Origin of the sequence: Halorubrum sp. SP9 (assembly GCF_005435015.1) — an archaeon.
Classification (GTDB): domain Archaea; phylum Halobacteriota; class Halobacteria; order Halobacteriales; family Haloferacaceae; genus Halorubrum; species Halorubrum sodomense.
In genome coordinates this window covers 66,200-86,854 of record NZ_SGXU01000005.1, presented here as the reverse complement: position 1 = coordinate 86,854, position 20,655 = coordinate 66,200, and the positions used below count along the sequence as shown (strand labels likewise).

17 protein-coding genes, 2 tRNA genes and 1 pseudogene are annotated in these 20,655 nt (G+C 70.0%); 12 read left to right on the top strand and 8 right to left on the bottom strand.

Annotated elements, in window-relative coordinates; genetic code table 11:
- Window positions 1–73, top strand: a tRNA-Asp gene (locus EXE45_RS04860).
- Between the two features lie 191 nt (window positions 74–264).
- Here EXE45_RS04860 and EXE45_RS04855 read toward each other — a convergent pair.
- The 3 genes from EXE45_RS04855 to EXE45_RS04845 form a co-directional block, all read right to left on the bottom strand.
- Window positions 265–1,269 carry a histone deacetylase gene (locus EXE45_RS04855; RefSeq protein ID WP_137693688.1) on the bottom strand — a complete coding sequence of 335 codons (1,005 nt, stop codon included), beginning with the start codon at window positions 1,267–1,269 and terminating at the stop codon, window positions 265–267.
- Window positions 1,270–1,701: a histone family protein gene (locus EXE45_RS04850; protein WP_092920574.1), complete on the bottom strand. Its 432-nt coding sequence runs from the start codon at window positions 1,699–1,701 to the stop codon at window positions 1,270–1,272.
- Window positions 1,702–1,792: 91 nt separating this feature from the next.
- The gene (locus EXE45_RS04845; RefSeq protein WP_092920573.1) at window positions 1,793–3,286 is read right to left on the bottom strand and encodes a single-stranded DNA binding protein; all 1,494 of its coding nucleotides are present in this window, start codon (window positions 3,284–3,286) and stop codon (window positions 1,793–1,795) included.
- Between the two features lie 247 nt (window positions 3,287–3,533).
- Between EXE45_RS04845 and EXE45_RS04840 the strand changes: the two genes are divergently transcribed.
- The 3 genes from EXE45_RS04840 to EXE45_RS04830 all read left to right on the top strand — a co-directional run bounded on the left by EXE45_RS04840 (window position 3,534) and on the right by EXE45_RS04830 (window position 5,239).
- A tRNA-Arg gene (locus EXE45_RS04840) sits at window positions 3,534–3,606 on the top strand.
- Window positions 3,607–4,132: 526 nt separating this feature from the next.
- Window positions 4,133–4,411: a hypothetical protein gene (locus EXE45_RS04835; RefSeq protein ID WP_241989421.1), complete on the top strand. Its 279-nt coding sequence runs from the start codon at window positions 4,133–4,135 to the stop codon at window positions 4,409–4,411.
- A 135-nt stretch (window positions 4,412–4,546) separates the two neighbouring features.
- Window positions 4,547–5,239 carry a hypothetical protein gene (locus tag EXE45_RS04830; RefSeq protein WP_137693687.1) on the top strand — a complete coding sequence of 231 codons (693 nt, stop codon included), beginning with the start codon at window positions 4,547–4,549 and terminating at the stop codon, window positions 5,237–5,239.
- A gap of 12 nt (window positions 5,240–5,251) precedes the next feature.
- On the opposite strand, the gene azf is transcribed toward EXE45_RS04830, so the two are convergent.
- The 4 genes from azf to EXE45_RS04810 form a co-directional block, all read right to left on the bottom strand.
- Window positions 5,252–6,154, bottom strand: coding sequence for an NAD-dependent glucose-6-phosphate dehydrogenase Azf (gene azf / locus EXE45_RS04825; protein WP_092920571.1), 903 nt, complete (start codon window positions 6,152–6,154; stop codon window positions 5,252–5,254).
- Window positions 6,155–6,275: 121 nt separating this feature from the next.
- Entirely contained in the window at window positions 6,276–6,626 is a 351-nt protein-coding gene (sepF, locus tag EXE45_RS04820; RefSeq protein WP_137693686.1) for a cell division protein SepF, read from the bottom strand.
- A 71-nt stretch (window positions 6,627–6,697) separates the two neighbouring features.
- Window positions 6,698–9,496 carry a DNA mismatch repair protein MutS gene (mutS, locus tag EXE45_RS04815; protein ID WP_137693685.1) on the bottom strand — a complete coding sequence of 933 codons (2,799 nt, stop codon included), beginning with the start codon at window positions 9,494–9,496 and terminating at the stop codon, window positions 6,698–6,700.
- Window positions 9,497–9,580: 84 nt separating this feature from the next.
- On the bottom strand, window positions 9,581–10,135 hold the full coding sequence (locus EXE45_RS04810; RefSeq protein WP_092920568.1) for a hypothetical protein: 555 nt from the start codon (window positions 10,133–10,135) through the stop codon (window positions 9,581–9,583).
- Between the two features lie 287 nt (window positions 10,136–10,422).
- Between EXE45_RS04810 and EXE45_RS04805 the strand changes: the two genes are divergently transcribed.
- On the top strand, window positions 10,423–11,319 hold the full coding sequence (locus EXE45_RS04805; protein WP_137693684.1) for a hypothetical protein: 897 nt from the start codon (window positions 10,423–10,425) through the stop codon (window positions 11,317–11,319).
- A gap of 66 nt (window positions 11,320–11,385) precedes the next feature.
- Here the strand turns inward: EXE45_RS04805 and EXE45_RS04800 are convergent, their stop codons facing one another.
- Window positions 11,386–11,916 carry a hypothetical protein gene (locus tag EXE45_RS04800; protein ID WP_137693683.1) on the bottom strand — a complete coding sequence of 177 codons (531 nt, stop codon included), beginning with the start codon at window positions 11,914–11,916 and terminating at the stop codon, window positions 11,386–11,388.
- A gap of 394 nt (window positions 11,917–12,310) precedes the next feature.
- On the opposite strand from EXE45_RS04800, the gene EXE45_RS04795 reads away from it, so the two are divergent.
- The 7 genes and pseudogenes from EXE45_RS04795 to EXE45_RS21215 form a co-directional block, all read left to right on the top strand.
- Window positions 12,311–13,807, top strand: a complete 1,497-nt coding sequence (locus tag EXE45_RS04795; protein ID WP_137693682.1) for a VWA domain-containing protein — start codon at window positions 12,311–12,313, stop codon at window positions 13,805–13,807.
- 121 nt (window positions 13,808–13,928) lie between these two features.
- A complete protein-coding gene (locus EXE45_RS04790; RefSeq protein WP_137693681.1) occupies window positions 13,929–15,257 on the top strand; it encodes a SipW-dependent-type signal peptide-containing protein in 1,329 nt (442 codons plus the stop codon).
- Window positions 15,258–15,371: 114 nt separating this feature from the next.
- Window positions 15,372–17,081 (top strand): SipW-dependent-type signal peptide-containing protein, encoded by a 1,710-nt coding sequence (locus tag EXE45_RS04785; RefSeq protein WP_092920563.1) that lies wholly within the window; start codon window positions 15,372–15,374, stop codon window positions 17,079–17,081.
- A 216-nt stretch (window positions 17,082–17,297) separates the two neighbouring features.
- Window positions 17,298–18,077: a hypothetical protein gene (locus tag EXE45_RS04780; protein WP_137693680.1), complete on the top strand. Its 780-nt coding sequence runs from the start codon at window positions 17,298–17,300 to the stop codon at window positions 18,075–18,077.
- Entirely contained in the window at window positions 18,074–19,309 is a 1,236-nt protein-coding gene (locus tag EXE45_RS04775; protein ID WP_137693679.1) for a hypothetical protein, read from the top strand. Before EXE45_RS04780 ends, EXE45_RS04775 begins: the two co-directional genes overlap by 4 nt.
- Window positions 19,309–20,328, top strand: a complete 1,020-nt coding sequence (locus tag EXE45_RS04770; protein WP_137693678.1) for a signal peptidase I — start codon at window positions 19,309–19,311, stop codon at window positions 20,326–20,328. Before EXE45_RS04775 ends, EXE45_RS04770 begins: the two co-directional genes overlap by 1 nt.
- Window positions 20,328–20,655 (top strand): annotated as a pseudogene (locus tag EXE45_RS21215) (hypothetical protein); the annotation flags it as partial. The gene EXE45_RS04770 and the pseudogene EXE45_RS21215, both read left to right, overlap by 1 nt.

The following is a 20,655-nucleotide window of genomic DNA, read 5'->3' as shown; positions in this document are numbered from 1 at the left end:
GCCCGGATGGTGTAGTGGCCCATCATACGACCCTGTCACGGTCGTGACGCGGGTTCAAATCCCGCTCCGGGCGTTTCTGCTGTCGCAATAACGAGCGAGGAGCGGCAGCGACGAGCGAGTACCGCGACAGCAGAAACCGTAGAAGGGATTTGAACTGGGGAGTGAAGCGAGTGAAACGAGCGGCACGACCGGGGTTCAAATCCCGCTCCGGGCGTTCCTGTCGACTCCGAGCGAGGAGCGCCAGCGACCGGTCAGGAGCTCGGACTACAGGCCCAGCTCCGACCGGAGGTCGTCGACGAGCGTTTCCGTCTTCTCGTCCGGCTCCTCGTCGGTGTCGACGGGGGTCCGGCCGTCGTACGTCTCGTGGACCATCGAGACCCCTTCGGCGAGCGTGTCGAGGCCGTAGCCACCCTCGAGGACGTACGCGTCGGCGGCGCCGACATCGTCCGCGAGCGTCCGGATCCGATCGGTCAGCAGCGCGTACCCCTCCGAGGAGACGCGCATCCGCGAGATGGGGTCGTGGCGGTGCGCGTCGAAGCCCGCCGAGACGATCAGCAGGTCGGGGTCGAACCGGTCGACCGCGGGCGCGATCCCCTCGTCGACGGCGTACAGGTAGTCGGCGTCGCCGGCGCCGGCCGCCAGCGGGAGGTTCGCGGTCGCCCCCTCGCCGTCTCCCTCGCCGGTCTCGTCGAGGGCGCCCGTGTCCGGGTAGAGCCCGTCCTCGTGGATCGAGGCGTAGAAGACATCGCCGCGGTCGTAGAAGATGTCCTGCGTACCGTTGCCGTGGTGAACGTCCCAGTCGAAGATCGCGACGCGGTCAGCGAGCCCCTCGTCGAGGGCGGTCTGGGCCGCGACCGCGGCGTTGTTGAAAAAGCAGAACCCCATCGCGTCGTCGGTGACGGCGTGGTGGCCCGGCGGACGACCGATAGCGAACGGCGTCTGCCGGCCGGTCGACCCGTCGAGCGCCTCGCGGGCCGCCCACTGGGCGAGGCCGGCCGAGGTGAGCGCCGCGTCCCAGGTCCCCTCGCTCGCGACGGTGTCGGGGTCCCAACTGCCGCCGCCGTCCGCCACGAACGACTCGAGTTCGTCGACGTAGTCGGGGTCGTGGACCGCCGTGACCGCCGCCTTCTCGGCGGGGTCCGCCTCGGCGTACTCGACGCCGTGCCGCTTCGCGAGGCCGCGGCGGATCGCGCGGAGTCGGTCCGGGTTCTCCGGGTGTCGTTCGCCGGTGTCGTGGTCGAGGCACCGCTCGCTGTAGCCGAACCGCATCTACTCGAAGAGGGCGAAGTACGTCTCGATGTCCTCGGCCTGTACCGTTCGCCGGTCCGCGTGTCGGGCCAGCGTCGCGGCCGCGCTCGCGACGTTGTCGGCGTAGTCTTCCAGGATGTCGGCCAGCGCGACGCGCGCGTCGACGCCGACGCGATACCGGTCGTCGATCCGGAGTCGGGCGATCCGGTCGATCGGCGCGACCGGTAGCGTGAGGTCCTCCCGGCTGACGACCTGCTCGACGCCGAAGTCCGCGGCCATCAGCGTCTTCCGGCCGTCCGCGGTCGCCTGCTCGGCCGCGTCGATGGCTAGCTCCGCGCCGTGCGATTGGATCCGTCGCGCGAGCTCCTCGGCGGCGTCCGCGCTGACGCGGAGTTCCCCCGCGTTCCGCCGGATGATCCCGTCGACCGGCGCGAACGGCAACTCGACACTCATACACACAGTCGCGTCCGTGTATCGTATAACGCTTTCCGTTAGCCGCATCGCGGCCGGGTCCGTGGGCGGATCGGGACGGGAGAGACCCGCGTCAGAAGACGTCGTCGGCGTCGATGGTGCCGTCGCGCTCCGGGCCGCGAACGGTTACCTCCTCGCCGAGCCGGAGGCTCGCGTCGGTCTCGACGGTCCGCGTCTGCTGGCCGTCGTCGAGCACGACCGGATCGCCCGTCTGGACGACCGTGCCGGTGAACTCGACGTCCTCGGTCGACGGCTCCGTCGTCGCGGCCGCGGCACCGCCGGTCGCACCGCCCCCGTCGTCTCCGGTCGTCTCGCCGGCGACGGCCTCGGCGGCCGCCTTCTGCCCGTCCTCCGCGAAGGCTCCGAGGCCGGTCTCGCTCGCGTCGCGGTCGGCGGCGTCACCGCTCCCCTCCGTACGGGACCCCGACGCCCCGCTCGCTGCGCCGGCCGCCGCGTCGCTCTCGCCGTCGAGGACGGAGACGGTCGAACGCCAGTTCGCAGACGCCTCAAGGTCGTCCTGCCAGCCGTCCTGGATCTCGACGTCGGTGAAGACGACGCGGTCGGCCAAGTCGATCTCGCGGTCGGCCTTGTCGCCCCACAGCGCGACGCGTATCTCGCCCGTCTCGTCTCTGATCCGGACGTTTCTGACCTGTCCCTCGCTGCCGTCGTCTCGGTCGAAGGTGCGCACCGGGTCCGTCTCGATGACGCCGCCGCCGATGTCGACGGTCTCGCCGATCTCCAGGTCGGCGATGTCGGTCGTCTCCGGAACGTACTCGACGTCCTCGTCGACGCGCTCGACCGTGCCGCGGTCTCCGACGTGGAGCTCTAAGTCGCCGTCGCGCTCGCGGACGTAGCCGTCACCGACCTCGACCACCTCGCCGGGCTCGAACTCGTCGGCGAGGTCGGCCTTGTCGTCCCAGAGCGTGACGCGCACGCGGCCCGTCTCGTCGCCGACGGTGAGGTTCGCCACGCGCCCCTCGCTGCCGTCGTCGCGGTCGAACGTCCGGATCGAGTCCGTGTCGAGCACCTGTCCGACGAGGTCCACGTCGGACGCGCCGAGCGTCAGGTCCTCGACGCGGTAGGTGTCGAGCACCTGCACGTCGACTTCGGCGTCCTCGTCCGGCTCGACCTTGTCCGCGCTCACTTCGAGGCCGCTGTACCCCTCCTTCGGTCGACCCATGACCCGGAGCACCTGTCCGACCTCGAGTTCGCCCTCCGCGGCCGCGGCCATGTCGTCCCAGAGTGCGACCCGGACCGAGCCGGAGGCGTCGGCGACGTCGACGTTACACACCCGGCCCTCGTCGGCCTCCTCGTCGTCGCGCTCGAACGTTCGGACCTCGCCGATCGCGGTCACCTTGCCGAGGAACTTCACCTCGTTCATCCCCGGTTCGATGTCGGCGATGGTGTCTGCCTCCTCGTCGCGAAGCTCGTGCGCGATGAGCATCGCTGCGGTCTCCTCGTCCGCGAGCCCGCCCATCTGCTCGACCTTGTCCTCGACGGCGGCCTCGAACTCCTCGAACTCGACATCGGTGTCGAGGTCCTCGTACACCTCCTCTATGGCTCCCATACGCGTACCTCCGTGGTCGGTGAGTTCGCGGATAAGCGTTGCCGTTGTCGGGGGGTCGCGCCGGAGCCCGCCCGGTCGGTGAGGCGACGGACTCGGGTCCCGGTCGCGGCTCGAAGGCGTCTCATAGGCGTTCATGGGGCCCTCCGATACAAAAGGTGTTCATCCGCGTCGGGAGTGCGTGCGGACCGCAGGCACGCGACCGCCGGACCGTAACCGTCTTATGTTCCACCGCGATACGTTGAGATGAGTCCTGGTAGGGTAGTGGACTATCCTCTTGGCTTGCGGAGCCAGGGACCGGAGTTCAAATCTCCGTCAGGACGCTCACTTTGCGGCTGCCTCGCTTCGCTCGGGAGCCGCCGCGTTCGGTCCTGACTTGCCCGACGCTCGCTCCGCTCGCGTCGGACTCCGTCAGGACGTTTTTCGAGGCACCAAACGGCGAGCGGAGCGGGGAGCGACCGACGGGGCCGCGGACGGTGGAGCACCCGGAAACGGCGGCCCTTCGACCGCGGTATTGGTCCACACACACGAGGAACTATTAACTCGGTTCCGTCGTTCGGTGAACGTACGCCCGGTCGGTCCCCCGCCACCGGGTCGAATCTATGACCGTCCGCGACCCCATTCCGACGTTCGCCCCCCGCTGGAGCGTCCGGAGACGGGTCCGCGGGCCGGTCGCCGCTCTCCTCGGCACCGTCGCCGCGTGACCTCGACGCGGGGGCGGCCGACTCGCCGCCGAAGCGAGCGCGCCTCCCCTCTCTCGACGCGACGGCCCCACTCGTACCGTTTTCGACGACCGAATCCGCTCGAAGCGCGAGGCGAACGCCTCGCGCCACGACTCACTACCAGACGATGACAGCAGACCGATCCCCCTCCGGACGCACAGTCCACCCCGATCCGTACGCGAACCCCCACCCGTCCGATCCCCTCCCGTCGCCGGGCGCGCTGGTCGCCTTCGCGGCGCTACCGGTGCTGACGGTCGCCGCCCTCTCGTTCCCGACCGCGGCGGCGGTCGCGCTGGCGACCCTCTGCGGTGCCGTCGCGGGCGCGGCGCTTCACCGCCGGTACCCGAGGGCGGTCGATCGAACCGTCCGGCTACCGGACGACGACGGCGCCGTCGGGAAGGCCTGATCGGCCCGCCGCGGGCGAGCACCGCCTCCGCCCCGCCGCTGACGTTTCGCCCTCCGCCCCGCCGCTGACGTTTCGCTCCGCTTCGCGGAGTCGCGGAACTCGCCATTTATCACTCGTCGCCGCCGACCGCGAGGCGTGACCGACCGCGACTCCGGTTCGGACCGAGACGAGCGCGACGTGCCGTCCGCGTCAGTCGCGATCACCGCCGGCGCCGCGCTGTTCAACGAGGGGCGCTTCCTCGCGGCGAGCGGCGCCTGGGGTTCGGGGGGGCGACCGCCAGACGACGACGGCGACGCCGAGCGCGACGGCGACCGCGACGCCGCCGACGTCGAGCGACTGCGCCGGGGGCTGGCCGCGGCCGCGACGGCGACGCACCGCGCGGCCGACGGCGACGACTCGGGCGCCGCCGAGCGCGCGGCGGACGCCGTCGCCGCGCTGACGGGCGTCTCCGACTCCCGGGGAGTCGCGTTGGCCTCCGTCCGAGAGTGGGCCGAGAAACTCGCCGCGGCCTCGACGGACGCGGACGCGGGGAGTGCGCCGCGGATCCGGGTCGACGACGAGACGCCGGCGTTCGGCCGGCTGTCGCTCGCCGCGGCCGGGGTCGCGGCGCCGGCGCTCGCGAGGGCGGGCGAACCGGGCGATCCGCAGGTGCTCGCGACCGCGGCGGAGTTCGCTCGCGAGGAGCGCGGGACGGGACGGACCGAGTTCGCCGAACTGCTGTTCGCGTACCTTCGGACGCCGGACGCGCGACCGCAGGTGGCCGCGCGGCTGGGCGATCACGTCGAACGCGAGGCGCGGAAGCGGCGCGACGTCGACGGGCTGTTCTGAGCGTGGGGCCGATCAGGCGTCGTCCGGGTCGGCGGGGAAGTTGGGTTCGGCGGGCGACTCCGGGGCGGGCCGATCGGCGTCCGACGCGAACGAGTCCTCGCCGTAGCGACCGCCGTTCGTCTCGGTGTCGCGGTCGGACTTGGGTTTGCCCTCGAAGGTGTAGTCGGCGGAGTTGTCGGCGGGGTCGTAGCCGAGCGCCTCGCGGGCGCGCTCGATGGAGTAGTAGCGGCGGTCGTTGTCCGAGATGCCGTACACGACCTCGTAGCCGTAGTCGGCCCGGAGACAGCGGTCGAACAGGTGCGCGCAGTCGCGGTGCGAGAGCCACATCGCCTGGCCGCGCTCGTACTCGCGGGGCGGGTGGTCCCTGGTGAGGTTGCCGATCCGGACGCAGACGACGCTCATCCCGAACTCGTCGTGGTAGAAGCGTCCGAGCGACTCGCCGGCCGCCTTCGAGACGCCGTAGAGGTTGCCGGGGCGGGGGAGTTCGCTGCCGTCGAGCCGGTAGTCGTCGTCGGGGCGGTACAGGTCCGGCGTGCGCTCTTCGGTCTCGTAACCGCCGACGGCGTGGTTCGAGGAGGCGAACGCGAACTTCTCGACGCCGGCCTCGGCGGCGGCGCGCATCACGACCTGCGTGCCGTCGATGTTGTTCCGGAGGACGGAGTCCCACGGCGCCGTCTTCCGGGGGTCGCCGGCGAGGTGGATCACCGCACCGACGTCGGCGACCGCCTCGCGGACGGCGCGCTCGTCGGTGATGTCCGCGACGTATCGGTCCGCGTCGGTGACGCCGGCGGGAACCTTCGCGGCCGGGAGCGGCTCGCGGTCGAGGAGCCGCCACTGGTAGTCGCCGCCGATGCCGCGGAGGATGGCCTGCCCCACCCGTCCGCCGGCGCCCGTCAGCAGGACCGGCTCGTCCATTCGACTCTACGTGGGCGAGAGAACGGCATATATGACACGGTTCGACCGCGTACGCCCGGATTCGGGGCGTAAATCGGGATCACGGAAGGATATACGGAGCGAGACCGCCGGAACGCGGCGGCTACAGTTTCTGTCGCGAGACCTTGACGCCGGTCGGCGTGACGATGATCTGGTCGTCGCCCTTCTGGACGATGTCGCCGTCGACCTCCTCGACCACCTGTCGAAGCTCGTCGTAGACGCGTTCTATCGTCCGGTCCGACGTGGAGTGACGGGTGATGTCAGCGATGACGAAGTCGCCGTCGTAGACGGCGTCTTTGATCGGGACGACGTCGCTCTGGTCGGCGATCTCCGCGAAGTGTACCTGTGTGCCCGTCTCCGCGTGCGCGTCGGCGAAGTCGTCCGTGTCGAGCTCGACGTAGTCGTCGACGGAACGATTCCCGCTCCCGCCGAGGATCTTGCTCATGATGCCCATACACACCACACGACGTGGTCGGACATTAGTTCTTACGTCAGACGCGCCCGTGCGTCCGTCTCGCAGCGCGGTCAGTCCAGCCGCTCCTGCCACTCTTGGACCCGCGAGAGCAGCTCCACCGGCGGAGTCTCCGCGACGTCGACGTCGCTCAGTTCCTCGATCACGGCGCGGGTCTCGGGGTCGAGCCGGTCGGCGGCCGCGGGCGCCGCGGTCTCTGCGGTCTCCGCGCGCTCGCCGGAACCGGCCGCCATCGACCCGCTCTCCGCTCCGTTTCGACTCCCCTCGGAGGCCGAGCCGCCAGTGCCTGCCGCCCCCTCGTCGCCGTCCCCGCCCGCGAACGACCCCGACGAGAGGTCGAACACGACCTGCTGCGTGTCCCCCGCGCCGCCGCCCGGAACCTCGCCGGCGCCCGAGCCGGTGCCGTCGCCGTCTCCCGCGCTTCGCGAGCCGCGGGCCTCGATCGCCTTCTCCTCGCGGAGCCGGCCGAGGACCTCGTCCGCGCGGGAGACGACGGGGTCGGGCACGCCCGCGAGATCGGCGACGTGGACGCCGTACGACCGGTTCGTCGGCCCGTCGCGGACGGTGCGGAGGAACGTCACCTCGCCGTCGCGCTCGTCGACGGCGACGTGGACGTTCGCGACGCGGGGGAGGTGGTCCGCGAGCGTCGTCAGCTCGTGGTAGTGGGTGGCGAAGAGGGTACGCGCCCGGACCTCGTTGTGGAGGTACTCCGTCGCGGCCCACGCGATGGAGATACCGTCGTAGGTGGCGGTCCCGCGGCCGACCTCGTCGAGGATGACCAGCGAGTCCTCGGTGGCGGAGTGAAGGATGTTCGACAGCTCCTGCATCTCGACCATGAACGTCGAGCGCCCCTGCGCCAGTTCGTCGAGCGCGCCGACGCGGGTGTAGATGCCGTCGACGAGCCCCACCTCGGCCGCGCGGGCGGGGACGAACGAGCCGGCCTGCGCGAGCAGCTGGATCAGCGCGGCCTGCCGCATGTACGTCGACTTCCCGCTCATGTTCGGCCCGGTGACGATCAGGAAGCCGCGCTCGGCGTCGAGCCGGAGGTCGTTCGGGACGAAGTCGGTCGTCCCCTCGACGACCGGGTGGCGCCCGGCCTCGACGTCGAGCCGGCGCTCCTCCGTCAGCTCCGGGCGCGACCAGTCTCGGCGGGCCGCGTGGGTCGCGAGCGAGGCGAGCGCGTCGAGTTCCGCGATCGCCCGGCCGGCGTCCTGGAGCAGTTCCGCGCGCTCGGCGACGCGCTCGCGGAGCGCCTCGAACAGCTCGTACTCCAGCTCGCCGCGCGCCTCCTCCAGGCGGAGGACCTCCCGCTCCTTCTCGGCCAGCTCGTCGGTGACGAACCGCTTCGAGTTCTTCAGCGTCTTGATCTCGCGGTACCCCTCGGGCACCCGGTCCGCCACCGACTTCCCGACCTGGATGTAGTAGCCGTCCGTCTTGTTGCGGTCGACGGTGACGTGGCTGAGCCCGTGTCGCCGCTTCTCGCGCTCCGCGAGGCCGTCGAGCCACGATTTTACCGACTCGTGGCGACCGATCAGCTCGTCGAGCTCCTCGTCGTACCCCTCCTTCAGCAGCCCGCCGCCGGTCTTCGCCTTCGGCGGGTCCTCCGCGAGCGCCTCGGCGAGCTCCTCGCGCAGGTCGGCCGCGCGCTCGCGGTCGACGCGGTCGAGGACGGCGGCCGCGGGCGAGTCGTCGAGGGGGGTCCCCGCCACCGCGTCGGCGAGGTCCGGGAGCAGCGCCAGCGTGTCGCGGACCGAGAGGAGTTCTCGCGCGCCCGCGCTCCCGCTCGTCGTGCGCGACGCGAGCCGTTCGAGGTCGTACGCGTCGTCGAGCACCTCGCGGATCCGATCGCGCGCGAGCGCCGCGGACGCCAGCGCCTCGACCGCGTCGAGTCGGGCCGCGAGCGTCTCGCGGTCCCGGCGGGGGCGGGTGAGCCACTCGCGGAGCAGCCGCCCGCCGGCGGCCGTGACGGTGTGGTCGACGGTGTCGAACAGCGAGCCGTCGGCGTCGCCCCGCATCGTCTCGGTGATCTCGAGGTTGCGCTGCGTGGTCGCGTCCACGTCGACCCGGTCGTCGGCGCCGTACGCGGTGAGGCGGGTCATCGAGGCCAGCACCCCCGCGCCGGTCTCCTCGACGTACGAGAGGACCGCGCCCGCGGCGCGGACCGCGAGCTCCGAGTCGAGCCCGACGCTGTCGGTCGTCTCGCGGCCGAACTGCTCGCGAACCGCGTGTCGCGCGCGCCCGGTCGCGAACGCCTCCGCGTCGAACGCGGTCACGCGTCCCGAGAGGTCCTCGCGGACCGCCCCGAGCAGGCCGTCGTCGTTTCGGACCCGGGGGCCCGGGAGGACCTCCGCCGGGTCGAAGCGGTAGAGCTCGGCCCGCAGGTCGCTCCCGTCGTCGACCGTCGTGGCGAGGAAGCGGCCGGTGGTGACGTCGGCGAGCGCGAGCCCGTAAGGGCCGTCGGCGTCGGAATCGGCCGCTTCGTCCCGCACCACGGCCGCGAGGTAGCGCGCGTCGTCGTCGCTCGTTTCGAGGACGGTCCCGGGAGTGACGACTCGGACGATCTCGCGGGCGTGGTCGTCCCCGTCCGTCTCGTACTGGTCCGCGACCGCGACCCGGTAGCCGCGTTCGACCAGGGCGTTCACGTACGGCGTCAGCTCCGAGAGCGGCACGCCGGCCATCGGGTACGACGAGCCGTGAGAGGACTTCTGCGAGATCGAGAGGTCGAGCTCGTCGGCCACCAGCTCGGCGTCGTCCGCGAAGAACTCGTAGAAGTCGCCGCACTGCATCGCGAGGACGTCCGCGTCCGTCTCCGCCTTGAGATCGAGGAACTCCCCGACGATCCCCGTTGCCATATGTCCGTACTCCCGCCGTGCGCGGCTAAAACCCTGCGGGTGTCCGCGCGGTGAGTTCGGGCGGGGAGGGGCGCCGATGCGTCGTCAGCCCAGTCGGTTCCGCTTCGTCGACGACCGGTGGAAGAGCCCGGAGACAGCGAACACGAGCGCGAACAGGACCGCGTACGCGTACCCCGAGACCGCGCCGAACGGGACGGTGCCGACCCACGCCGCCGTCGCCAGCAGCCCGCACACGACCGCGAGCCCGACGTAGTACTCGCTCCAGAGGATCTCGTTGTCCGAGACGATCTCCAGGTACACCTCCAGCTGCCGGCTCTCCTCGGTGAGCGAGACCAACCCCCGGTCGGACTCGTAGTCGATGAAGCCGCTGGCGGCCAGCTTCGGGAGGTGCGACTGGTGAAGCGCCGTGTACACTCGCTTGCGCTGCTTGTACGTCACTTCGGGGATCTCGACGCCGTTCTCCCACGCCGCCAGCTGCTCCGCGATGTCGCGGACGCGCGCCTCGCTGCCGTTGGTGTTCAGGTACTCGATCACGTTCCGCCGCCGCGCGTTGCTCAGCGCCGTGAACACCTCGTCGCGCGACGGACCGTCCTCATCGGCGGGCGAGGGCACCTCCGATCCGATGAGTTGTGATGTCATGGCTCGCCCATGTGGGTTGAGAGCATATTGATTAGACACAACATATAATTTTCTATTAATGAGTCGGCGGTAGATCGCGGCGTGTATCGACGCGCGAAGTACACGGAAACGCTTTGAGAACCGAGCGAATGAGGATTCTTGAGATAGTAGGTCCGTCGAATCGCGATTCTCGTCCGCTGTTGTCGTTTTCCGTAACTATCGATCGCCGAAACAGGTTCGCGGCGGGAGGCGACGCACGCGGCGGTAGGCGGCGCATACATAGGTCGGCACGCGCCGTCCGAACCGGTATGAACGCGTCACGAAACGCGGCCGCCGATCGCCTCCGACGACCCGCACGCGCCGCCGTCGACCGACTCCGACGGCCCGAGTACACCGGCGCGAACCGCTGTCTGCCCTGTACCGCGGTCAACGTCGGGATCGCGACGGTCGGGGGGGCAGCGGTGGCCGCGGTCGGCGCGCCGCTCCTCGGCGCGGCCGGGTTCGGCGCCGCGCTCGCGGCGATCTGGCTCCGCGGCTACCTCGTCCCGGGGACGCCCGAACTCACGAAGCGATACCTCCCGGAGCGGGTCCTCGCGCTGTTCGGGAAAACGCCCGGTTCAAGGGAGATAGCCGCCCGTCAGTCGGGTGAGATCGATCCGGAGACGTACCTGCTTGACGCCGACATCCTCGTCGAGACGCCCGCCGGCGACGACTTCGCGTTCGCGCCCGACTTCGCCGCGGCGTGGCGGGCGGCGGCGACGGGCAAGCCGAGGGACGCTGGCGGCGACGGGGACCGAAGCGACCGCGACGACGTGGCGGCGCTCGCGACGCTCACCGGGATCGACACCGACGAGCTGGCGATCGACTGGTACGAGGGCGTCGGGCTCGCGTACGCGGGCGACGAGAAGATCGGCCACTGGGAGTCGCGCGCGGCGTTCCGGGCGGACGTCGCGGCCGACCGCGTGCTGACGGCGACCCGCGACGACTGGACGACGCTGGCGCTCGCGGACCGCAGCGCGGTGCTCGGCGCGCTCAGGCTGTTCGTCGATGAGTGCCCGAGCTGCGCCGGCGAAGTCGGGCTGGAAGAGCGCGTCGTCGAGTCCTGCTGTTCGAGCTACGACGTGGTCGCCGGACGATGCGCCGGCTGCGACGCGCGGCTGTTCGAGCTGCGGCTGCCGGAGTCGGTCGCGGCCGCCGCCGAGTAGGGGAGGCCGACAGTTCGGATAGGAGAGCGGAGTACGACGGAGAAGGAGTCAGTTTTTCGAGCCCAGTCACCGGAGCCGAAGCTGCCGCAGCACCGAGAAGCGGTTGACCCACAGCTGGACCGCGCTGGCGGCGGCGAAGGCGCCGAGACCGAGGCTGGTCCAGAGGACCGGGTCGACGGCCGACACGAGCGGGACGTCGAGGAGCGCCGCGAGCACGACGAGCAGCGAGCCCACGGCGAGCGCGCGGTAGAGTTCCGACCACGTCGCGCCGCCGGGCGCGAGGACCTCCGTGTAGAGTCGCACGTCGCGCGCGCGGCGAGAGAGCTCGATGGTCTGCGTCTCGCGGTCGTACGCTATCACGCCCGCGTCCGCCAGCTTCGGCAGGTGCGTCTGGACGAGCGACGTGTACACGCTCTCGCGACAGCGCTTCGGCGGGGGCGTCTCGCCCGTCTCGCGGCCCGCGACGAGCGTCGACAGCTCGTTGACCGAGACCGTCCCGCCGACGGCGCCGAGCTGTTCGATCGCGCGGCGACGGCGTTCGTTCGCGAGGATCGCGTACACCTGTTCGGCCGGTAACACGTCGTTTCGGAGTTTCATGGAGTGGGCTCCGGGCGGCCGCGCTCGGCGGCGCCCGAGTTCTGTCACCCACTGCGTCGGACGGAGTCATATGTATGGGCTCGCTACCCGGGGAAGCGGCCGATCGAGGGAAGAGGGTACGAGCAGCTTGTCGGATCCGACACGTCGAGTACGGTTCTCGTACCGGGTTCGGTGGCGACAGTACGGAACGCCTGCGGGCGAGATCGCTCCCGGTAGGACCACCGAACCGTCCGTCGAACGAGACCGTTGACCGGTTCCGTGAGACGTTCTACCTGCTGGAATCGTCCGTTCGACGGTGACGTGGGAACGCGTAACTAGGTGGGTGTCCCTCGGAGGGGAAAGTAACCGATTCGGTCAGCCCATCGCGGACGGGGGGCGAGTCGGGGGAGAAACCATGAGCCAAGACACAAACGACACAATCGGACTCTCGCGGCGCAAGGTGCTCGCGGGCCTCGGCGCGGTCGGCGTCGCGTCCGCGGGCGCGGGACTCGGTACCACGGCGTACTTCAACGATACCGAGTCGTTCGAGGGCAACACGCTCACCGCGGGCGAGCTGGACCTGAAACTGGACTACAAGTCGACGTACCTCGGCGGTCCCGGCCGCTTGGAGCACGTCCAGTCCATGGGCTACCCGGACGCCGAGGAGCTCGGCGACGGGCGGTACCTGCTCGATCAGGCGCCCAGCCCCGCGGACATGCAGGCGTGGGAGGACCTTGTTACGGGAGAGGAGTTCGATTTCTGTTCGCCCGAGGCGGACGAGTTCCTCGTCAACGGTGACGGGATCCCGGTGTTCACGCTTGACGACGTGAAGCCCGGCGACTCCGGCGAAGTGACGATCAGCATTCACATCTGTGACAACCCCGCGTTCCTCTACCTCGCGGGCGAGCTGACCGAGAACGCGGAGAACGGTCAGTCCGAGCCCGAACTGGAAGACGAGGGCGAAGACACCGACGGGATCGGCGATCTCGCCGACGCAATCGAGGTCTGCGTCTGGTACGACGAGGACTGCGACAACGTGTACGAGCCCACGGGCACGGGCCAGCAGCAGGAGCTGGAAGTCGCCTTAGTCAGCGACGTCTCCGGCTCGATGGGCGGCGCACCGCTCTCGGCGCTGAAGACGGCCGCGACCAGCTTCGTCGGCAACCTCTCGTCGCCCGACGAGGCCGCTGCGATCTCGTTCAATTCCGGCGCGTCGACCGACCAGGAGCTGACGACCAACTACCAAGCCGTTCAGAACGCGATCAACAACTACACAGCGGGCGGCGGCACCTCGATCGCCGCCGGTATCATCGAGGGCGAGGACGAACTCCTCAACGGCACCATCGCCACGCCGGGCGCGTCGAAGGTGATGATCCTGTTGAGCGACGGGCAGTCTGACGACACCGCCGCGATCAACGCCGCGAACGATGCCAAGAACAACGGGATCCGCATCTTCACCATCGCGCTCGGGAACGCAGACACCGGTCTGTTGGAGAGCGTCGCCAGCTCTCCCGACGACGCTTTCGTCGCGCCCGACCCGTCCGACCTCGACACCGTCTACGCCGAGATCGCCCAGATCGTCCTCGCGGGCGAACAGAAGATCCTCTCGGGCACGATGAGCGAGGTCTTCGCGGAGCTGGCCGACGGCGAGGCGCTCGACGGCGACCGCCAGGTGGAGGGTCGGCAGCCGTACCCCGGCGCGACCACCCAGTGCATCGGTTTCGAGTGGACGCTCCCGGCGGAGGTCGGCAACGAGATCCAGACCGACTCTGTGAGCTTCGATCTCGCCGTCTACGCCGAGCAGTCGCGGCACAACGACAATCCTCAGGTGGCGTTCAACGGGACCGACGTGAACAGCACCAGCCCCGGTCCCGCACCCAACGGCACCGGCAACGTGAGCGGTCAGAACTAGCTCCTCGGAGCGACGCGGCCCCGGACGACGAGACACGTCCGGTTCCCGGCTCGGCGCCTTCGGGCGGCCGACGCGGCGGTTCGCGACCGCCGCCGGGAGTTCCCTTCGGGGATGATACACAATGAACGACGACAAAATCGGACTATCGCGGCGCAAGATGCTGGTCGGACTCGGTGCGGTCGGCGTGGCCTCGGCGGGCGCGGGCCTCGGCACCACGGCGTACTTCAACGACACGGAGACGTTCGCGAACAACGAGCTGACGGCCGGCTCGCTCGACCTGTTCGTCCACGTCGACTACTCAGAGGACCAGGGCAGCTACGCGCAGTACTCCACGGAGCCCGGCACCTACGTCGACGGGAACGTCGTCGGGATCGAGGGCCAGCAGATCGAGGGCGAGCCCCTCAGCATCCAGGTCTCCGACCTGAAGCCCGGCGACTCCGGCGAGGGCGAGTTCTGCTTCTCGATCGTCGACAACCCCGCGTACATGTGGATGTGCGGTGAGCTGACCGGGAACGACGAGAACGGAATGACGGAGCCCGAGATGGACGACGACGAGACCCCGGACACGGGAGACCTCGCGGACGCGATGGAGGTCACCGTCTCGTACTGTACGCCTGACGGCGACGGCGGCAACGTCATCGGCGACGAGATCGTCTCCGGGTCGCTGGCGGAAGTCATGCTCGCGCTCCAAGCCGGCGTCCCGCTGTCCAGCGACGGTGACGCGAACGCGCCGCTCGCGGATCGCCCCACCTTCGATGGCGTCACCGAGGCGTTCACCGACGGCGAACCGAACGTCGACGAACAGTGCGTCTGCTTCACATGGGAGGTGCCGACGAGCGTCGAGAACGAGATCCAGACGGACTCGGTCATGTTCGACTTCGAGTTCTACGCGGTCCAGGCTCGCCACAACGACGGGGCGCACAACCCCTGCGTCGACGAGACCGTCGTCACGGCGTACGACAACAGCTGGAAGGGTCAGACCCTGGCGAACCCCACCGAGGGGAACGTCTACACCAGCGTCTCGTTCGGCCAGAATCAGACCGTTCTGAGCTTCGCGTTCGCCGACGACGGCGACGGGGTCGACTTCCTCGACACGGCGGACTACTCCAGCACGAATCTGCCCGTGGCGGTCGACGCGGACGACGACGGCACGCACGACTGGCAGGTCATCTGGCAGCCCAACGCCGGGTTCCCGGACGCCCCGTTCGGATACACCGAGAACAACAGTGGCAGCTACGGTCCGGCTCAGCCGCTTCCGGCCGGCTTCTCGGCGGCGAAGGTCGGCGACACGATCGTGTTCGGAATCCCGAACAGCGAGATCGCCTCGACGTTCCGCCTACTCGGGTACGGCAGCACCGGCGGCGAGGGACCGATCGCGGAGGTCAACGTGGACCCCTCGTTGGGCCCGGACTTCTACAACAGCTCGAACGCGATCGAGTTCAGCGACTGACGCGCTGACGGCGCCGCTCGAAGCGGCGTGACCGCCTCCCACCCCGGACCCGCGCGGGCGGCCGGGACGACGGTTCGACCCCGTTGGTGGGACTCCCTTCGGGGAATTACACTCATGACAGACAACGACGACATCGACACGATCGGACTGTCGCGGCGAACGGTGCTGGCCGGCCTCGGCGCGGTGGGCGTGGCCTCCGCGGGCGCGGGCCTCGGCACCACGGCGTACTTCAACGATACCGAGTCGTTCGACGGGAACACCCTCACCGCGGGCCAGCTCGACCTCCTCGTCGACTGGCAGCAGACGTACGACTTCGGCGAGGGGAATCAGTTCGTCAGCGCCCACCCGGACCACGACGGCGACGGCGAGCAGTCGATCGAGATCGACGGCGAGGTGTTCACGTACAGCGACTTCCCGGACGAGGACGACCCGGACAGCAACGGGGCGAACCTCCGGGTGCTGGACTGCGAAACCATCCCGCCGCTGGAGGAGGCGGACTTCGGCACGGACCCGGTCACGGGCGAGGAGATGGAGACGCTGGTCCGCCTCACCGACGTGAAGCCCGGCGACTCCGGCGAGATCACCTTCTCGCTCCACCTCTGTGACAACCCCGGCTACATCTGGATGCAGGCGAGCGACGTCAACGGTGACGGCGGCACCGCCACCGAGCCGGAGCAGATCGTCGACCCGGACAACCTCGGCGACCTCGGCGACGCCATCGAGGCGCGGCTCTGGTACGACGAGGACTGCGACAACGTGTACGACGGCGCGGAGCCGGTCGACATCATGCTGACGCTCGACTTCTCGGGCTCGATGCTGTACGAGCAGTACGGCGGCCTCGTCAGCGAGGACGACGTCACGGTCGGCGGGACCACCTACGCCGAGACGACGAAGATCGACCTCGTCGAGCTCGGCACCCGCCAGTTCGTCAGCTACCTCCAGTCGCAGGGGTCCGACGTTCAGGTCGGCGTCGCGTACTTCGACGGCGAGGGGAGCGACGACTCCGTCCCGCGGACGGGCGTCCTCCAGGGCCTGACGAGCGACCTCTCCGTGGTGGACGCGCAGCTGACGGATCTCCGGCAGAAGCTCGCGGACGTGGTGACCGGTCCCAGCCCCTCGACGCCGGGCGACGGCGACGGCGACCCCGATCCGTTCGCGAACGCGAACGGTATCGCGACGGGCACCTACATCGGCGAGGGCGTCGACGACGCGCAGGCCGAGCTCGACGCGAACGGACGTAGCGGGGTCGAGTACCGGAACATCGTCCTATCCGACGGCGAGTCGTTCAACGGGGACGGCAGCACGTCGTTCTCATCGCCGACCGGCGCGGCGGCCGACGCCCGCGCGGCGTCGCCGAATCCCGCAACGAACGTGTACACGATCAACGTCGACGGCAGCGCGAGCACGCTCCAGGCGATGGCCGGCGCGGCCGGCGGCTCGGGCGGCGACCCGGCGTTCTTTAACGACGTCAGCGATCCGCTCAACATCCCGACGGTGTTCGGCAACCTCGCGGCACAGACCGCACAGGAGAAGGTCATCATGGACGACTCGCTCGGAAACGTCCTCGCGGCGCTCGCCGACGGGAACGGCGTTCCGCTCGACGGGAACCGGTCGACGCCGTACGACGAGCGTAACGACCCGGCGGACGACCCGGACCGCGAGGCGTTCCGCGGCGACGGCGTGATGCACTGCGTCGCGCTCGAGTGGGAGCTGCCCCTCGAAGTGGGCAACGAGATCCAGGGCGACACGCTCGCCTTCGATCTGGGCTTCTACACCGAACAGGCGCGCCATAACGACGGCGCCGGGCCGTCGGTGTCGGCCTGATCGGGGGTTTCGGACCCATCGCGACGTGACGGTCGAAGCCGATCGACGGCGGGGCCGATCCGGCGACTGCGGTGGGGTACGACGCCCGTACCGCCGGGTACGGTCACCGGACCGGTCAGGTATGACGCGTATACATACGACTACGGCGACGGTAGAGAGGGCAGAGACGAGAGATCACATCGACGACACGGCCGTTCGGAGCCGCGACGACACACAATGACACAGAAGGAATCAGGACTTACGCGGCGGGAGGCACTCGCAGGCGTCGGAGCCGTCGGCTTCGCGACCCTCGGGGCCGCCTCCGGACGGCGGACAGGGACGGACAACTGGGACGAGTACACGGACTACACGTACGCCCAGACGGACGCGCGGGTGAATCCGGTGAATCTGCTCGTCGGGTGGCGGCGCACGGAGAACGGGACGGCCGTCGATGCGAGCCCGGTCGGCGCGGTCGACGACGTCGGAGCGGCCGGGATCCGGCTCGTCGACGTCGACAACGTACTGCCGCACGACTACGGCACGGCGAGCGTCGGCCTCCGACTGGAAGACCCCGAGAGCACCGCCCGCGTGTGGCTGAAGATCGACCCCGGGCTCGACGACCCCGACGCCGCGAGCGCAGCGCTCGCGGAGCGCATCTCGCTCACGGTCCGACAGGACACCGGGATCTTCGGGATCGGCGGCTGCGGCGGCGCAGATGGCGAGTTCGCGAGCGTCGGGACGCCGATCGCCGACGGGACGCTCGCGGACATCGACGGGTCCGCGCTCGCGGACGGCGTCGAGCTGCGTCCGGGGTTGCTCGGCGACGGCTGCCTCGGACCCGGTGAGCAGCGCTGTCTGACCTTCGAGTGGGAGTTTACCGGCGAGGGCGGCAACGCCGGACAGGGCGGCGCGGTGGACTTCCTCGTACAGTTCGTCGCCGACGAGTGCGGTTCCGAGGGGAACCCCTTCGAGACGAACCCCGCGACGGGAGGCGACACGGCCGGAGGCGGCGCATGACTCCCGGAAGCGACCGGGGACGGCGCCCGAGCGGACTGAGCCGCCGCCGGCTGCTCGCCGGGATCGGCGGCGTCGGCGCGGTCGGGATGGCGAGCGGCCTCGGCACGGGCGCGTACCTCGCGGACCGGGAGACGTTCGCGAACAACGCCTTCGGCGCCGGCGAGGTCGGGGTGACCGTAAACGACGAGCTCACGGACGGGACCGTCACCGTCGGTCCGTTCGCGGTCGACCGGACGACGTTCGACGGCCGTCCCGACCCTGAGCGGTTCGAGATCGGTGCGTCAGCGAACCCCGTGCGGGTGTGGCTCGCGACGCGCTGCCCCGACGACGACGACCCGCTCGGGGACGCGCTCGAAGTCGAGGTCGTCGTCGACGGCGCGTCGCTGACGGGCGGCTACCGGCCCCTCGCCGAGGTCGAGCGCCTGCTCGCGACCGGGGCGCGAATCGACGACGGCTGCCTCGCCGCCGGCCCCGACGGCGGTTCGATCGTCGTCGAGGTGGCTCCCTACCTGCCGGCTGATTCGCCAGACGTGGGCGGTGAGACGACCGACCTGACGTTCCGGCTGTACGCCGAGCAGTGTCGCCACGTCTCGGAGGCCGAGGCGAACGCGCCGGGGGCGAACCCGTTCGCAGATGTCGTCTGCGATGAGACGGAGTTGGACTGCCCCGAGTGCGTCGAGTTCGGCAAGACGAACTTCGGCGGGTCGACCGGGCCGGGCGACGTGCTCCGGCTCGAGGACGCGGGATCGTACGAGATCGAGATCACCGAGGTCGAGACGAAGGACGACGGCGAGGTCGTCGGCGTCGCGTTCCGGCTTCGGGACGCCGACGGAAATCCGGGGCCGAACATGTGTTCCGTGGCGGTCAAGGGCGGACCGGACCGGACCCCCGAGTCCGTCGAGATCGACCCGGCGTCTCCGGAGACAGGTGAGATTGTGTTCGCGCCGCTGAACCCCGGAAACGACAAGCGATACGGGGTCAGCAACGTCACGATCAGCGTCTGCGCCGGCGACGGTAACGGCGAAGAGGAAGGCGGCGACGACCGCACCGGTGACGGCGAAGAGGAAGGCGGCGACAGTAGCGGGACCGGTAACGGCGGTGGAAACGGCGACGGCGGCAGAAACGGCCGAAAAGAGAACGGAACGCCCGGGAAGCCCGACGGCAAATCCGCGAACGCCGGCGGCGACGGTCGAAGCGACGGCGGCGGAGACGACGGCACGGAGGCGAACTGATGACACAACTACTCACATCACCACGGACGAAGCGCGCGGCGAACGTACTCGGGATCGTCCTGCTGATCGCGCTCGTCGCGCCGTTCGCGGTGTACGCCGCCCCGGAGGTCGTCGGCGCCGACGAGAGCTTCGTCGTGCTCACGGCGAGCATGACGCCCGCCATCGCGCCGGGCGACGTAGTTATCATCGCCGAGCGCGACCCGGCCGCGATCGCCGAGGGCGACGTGATCACGTTCGTCCGCGGCACGAGCGACGTGCCGGTGACGCATCGCGTGATCGACGTGGTCGACGAGGCGAGCGCGCTCGCGTTCGAGACGATGGGCGACGCCAACGAGGGACCGGATCCGGGGCTCGTCCCGGCCGGGAACCTCGTCGGCGTCGTGACGCTGACGATTCCGTACATCGGGTACGTGATCCAGTTCGCGGGCACGCGGGTCGGGTTCGTGGCGCTGGTGCTGCTCCCCTTCGGACTGCTCGCGGTCACGGAGGTCTGGTCGATCGTCCGCGGTCGCGACGAGTCGAAGTCGCCAGCCACCGCGACCGACGATCCGGACCGAGGGGACGCCGAGACGGCGCAGTTCGAGTTCGCAACCGAGTCCGAGCTCGCCCCCGCGACGGACGCCGCGGGGGCTTCCGGCGGCGTCTCGGTCGACGCGGTCGGCGGCGCGGCGGCGGTACTCGTCGTCTTCGCCCCGTACGCGGTGTACGTCGCGTTCGAACTCCGGAGCGCCGTCGCGATCGCGGCGGCAGTAGCGACCGCGACGCTCCTGTGTGGGGCGCTCGCGATGTGGGTGCCGGCGAGCGGCGTGCTCGACCGGAGCGGGCAGAGCGCCGCGGCGGAGCCGGAGAGAGACGCGTCGGAAACGGCCGTCGCCGGCGAGGTCTCCGAGAGCGAACGGGACGGCGACGAGACGGACTCGGCAGCCGTCGCGACAGACGAAGAGCGCGTGGAACCAGACGAGTCGGCACCGGTACAGACGCCGACCGCACGTCCTGACGCCGCCGGAGAGGGGGACTGATGGCGGCAAATCACGGGTTCGTCGCGCTCCTCGCGCTCGCCGTGTTGGTGTGGGGCGTCGCGTTCACCGGCGGGGCCACGGTCGCGGTCCTCTCGGCGAGCGTCGACGTGCCGACGACGTTCGAGACGCCGGAGGAACTGAAGGAAGTAAGCGGGTCAAACGGAAGCGCGTTCGCCGTGACGACCGTACCCGTCGAGAACGGGACGCCGTCAGCGGTGAACGGCACGGAGACAGTCGGGAACGCCACGGTACCGCCCCCGAAACAGAACGCTACGGTACCGCCCCCGAAACAGAACGCTACGGTACCGCCCCCGAAACAGAACGCTA

What these genes read in the sequence shown, in the direction of transcription:
- EXE45_RS04855 (WP_137693688.1), bottom strand. Translation starts at nt 1,269, where the DNA reads ATGCGGTTCGGCTACAGCGAGCGGTGCCTCGACCACGACACCGGCGAA.
- EXE45_RS04850 (WP_092920574.1), bottom strand. Translation starts at nt 1,701, where the DNA reads ATGAGTGTCGAGTTGCCGTTCGCGCCGGTCGACGGGATCATCCGGCGG.
- EXE45_RS04845 (WP_092920573.1), bottom strand. Translation starts at nt 3,286, where the DNA reads ATGGGAGCCATAGAGGAGGTGTACGAGGACCTCGACACCGATGTCGAG.
- EXE45_RS04835 (WP_241989421.1), top strand. Translation starts at nt 4,133, where the DNA reads ATGACAGCAGACCGATCCCCCTCCGGACGCACAGTCCACCCCGATCCG.
- azf (WP_092920571.1), bottom strand. Translation starts at nt 6,154, where the DNA reads ATGGACGAGCCGGTCCTGCTGACGGGCGCCGGCGGACGGGTGGGGCAG.
- sepF (WP_137693686.1), bottom strand. Translation starts at nt 6,626, where the DNA reads ATGGGCATCATGAGCAAGATCCTCGGCGGGAGCGGGAATCGTTCCGTC.
- mutS (WP_137693685.1), bottom strand. Translation starts at nt 9,496, where the DNA reads ATGGCAACGGGGATCGTCGGGGAGTTCCTCGATCTCAAGGCGGAGACG.
- EXE45_RS04810 (WP_092920568.1), bottom strand. Translation starts at nt 10,135, where the DNA reads ATGACATCACAACTCATCGGATCGGAGGTGCCCTCGCCCGCCGATGAG.
- EXE45_RS04805 (WP_137693684.1), top strand. Translation starts at nt 10,423, where the DNA reads ATGAACGCGTCACGAAACGCGGCCGCCGATCGCCTCCGACGACCCGCA.
- EXE45_RS04800 (WP_137693683.1), bottom strand. Translation starts at nt 11,916, where the DNA reads ATGAAACTCCGAAACGACGTGTTACCGGCCGAACAGGTGTACGCGATC.
- EXE45_RS04795 (WP_137693682.1), top strand. Translation starts at nt 12,311, where the DNA reads ATGAGCCAAGACACAAACGACACAATCGGACTCTCGCGGCGCAAGGTG.
- EXE45_RS04790 (WP_137693681.1), top strand. Translation starts at nt 13,929, where the DNA reads ATGAACGACGACAAAATCGGACTATCGCGGCGCAAGATGCTGGTCGGA.
- EXE45_RS04785 (WP_092920563.1), top strand. Translation starts at nt 15,372, where the DNA reads ATGACAGACAACGACGACATCGACACGATCGGACTGTCGCGGCGAACG.
- EXE45_RS04780 (WP_137693680.1), top strand. Translation starts at nt 17,298, where the DNA reads ATGACACAGAAGGAATCAGGACTTACGCGGCGGGAGGCACTCGCAGGC.
- EXE45_RS04775 (WP_137693679.1), top strand. Translation starts at nt 18,074, where the DNA reads ATGACTCCCGGAAGCGACCGGGGACGGCGCCCGAGCGGACTGAGCCGC.
- EXE45_RS04770 (WP_137693678.1), top strand. Translation starts at nt 19,309, where the DNA reads ATGACACAACTACTCACATCACCACGGACGAAGCGCGCGGCGAACGTA.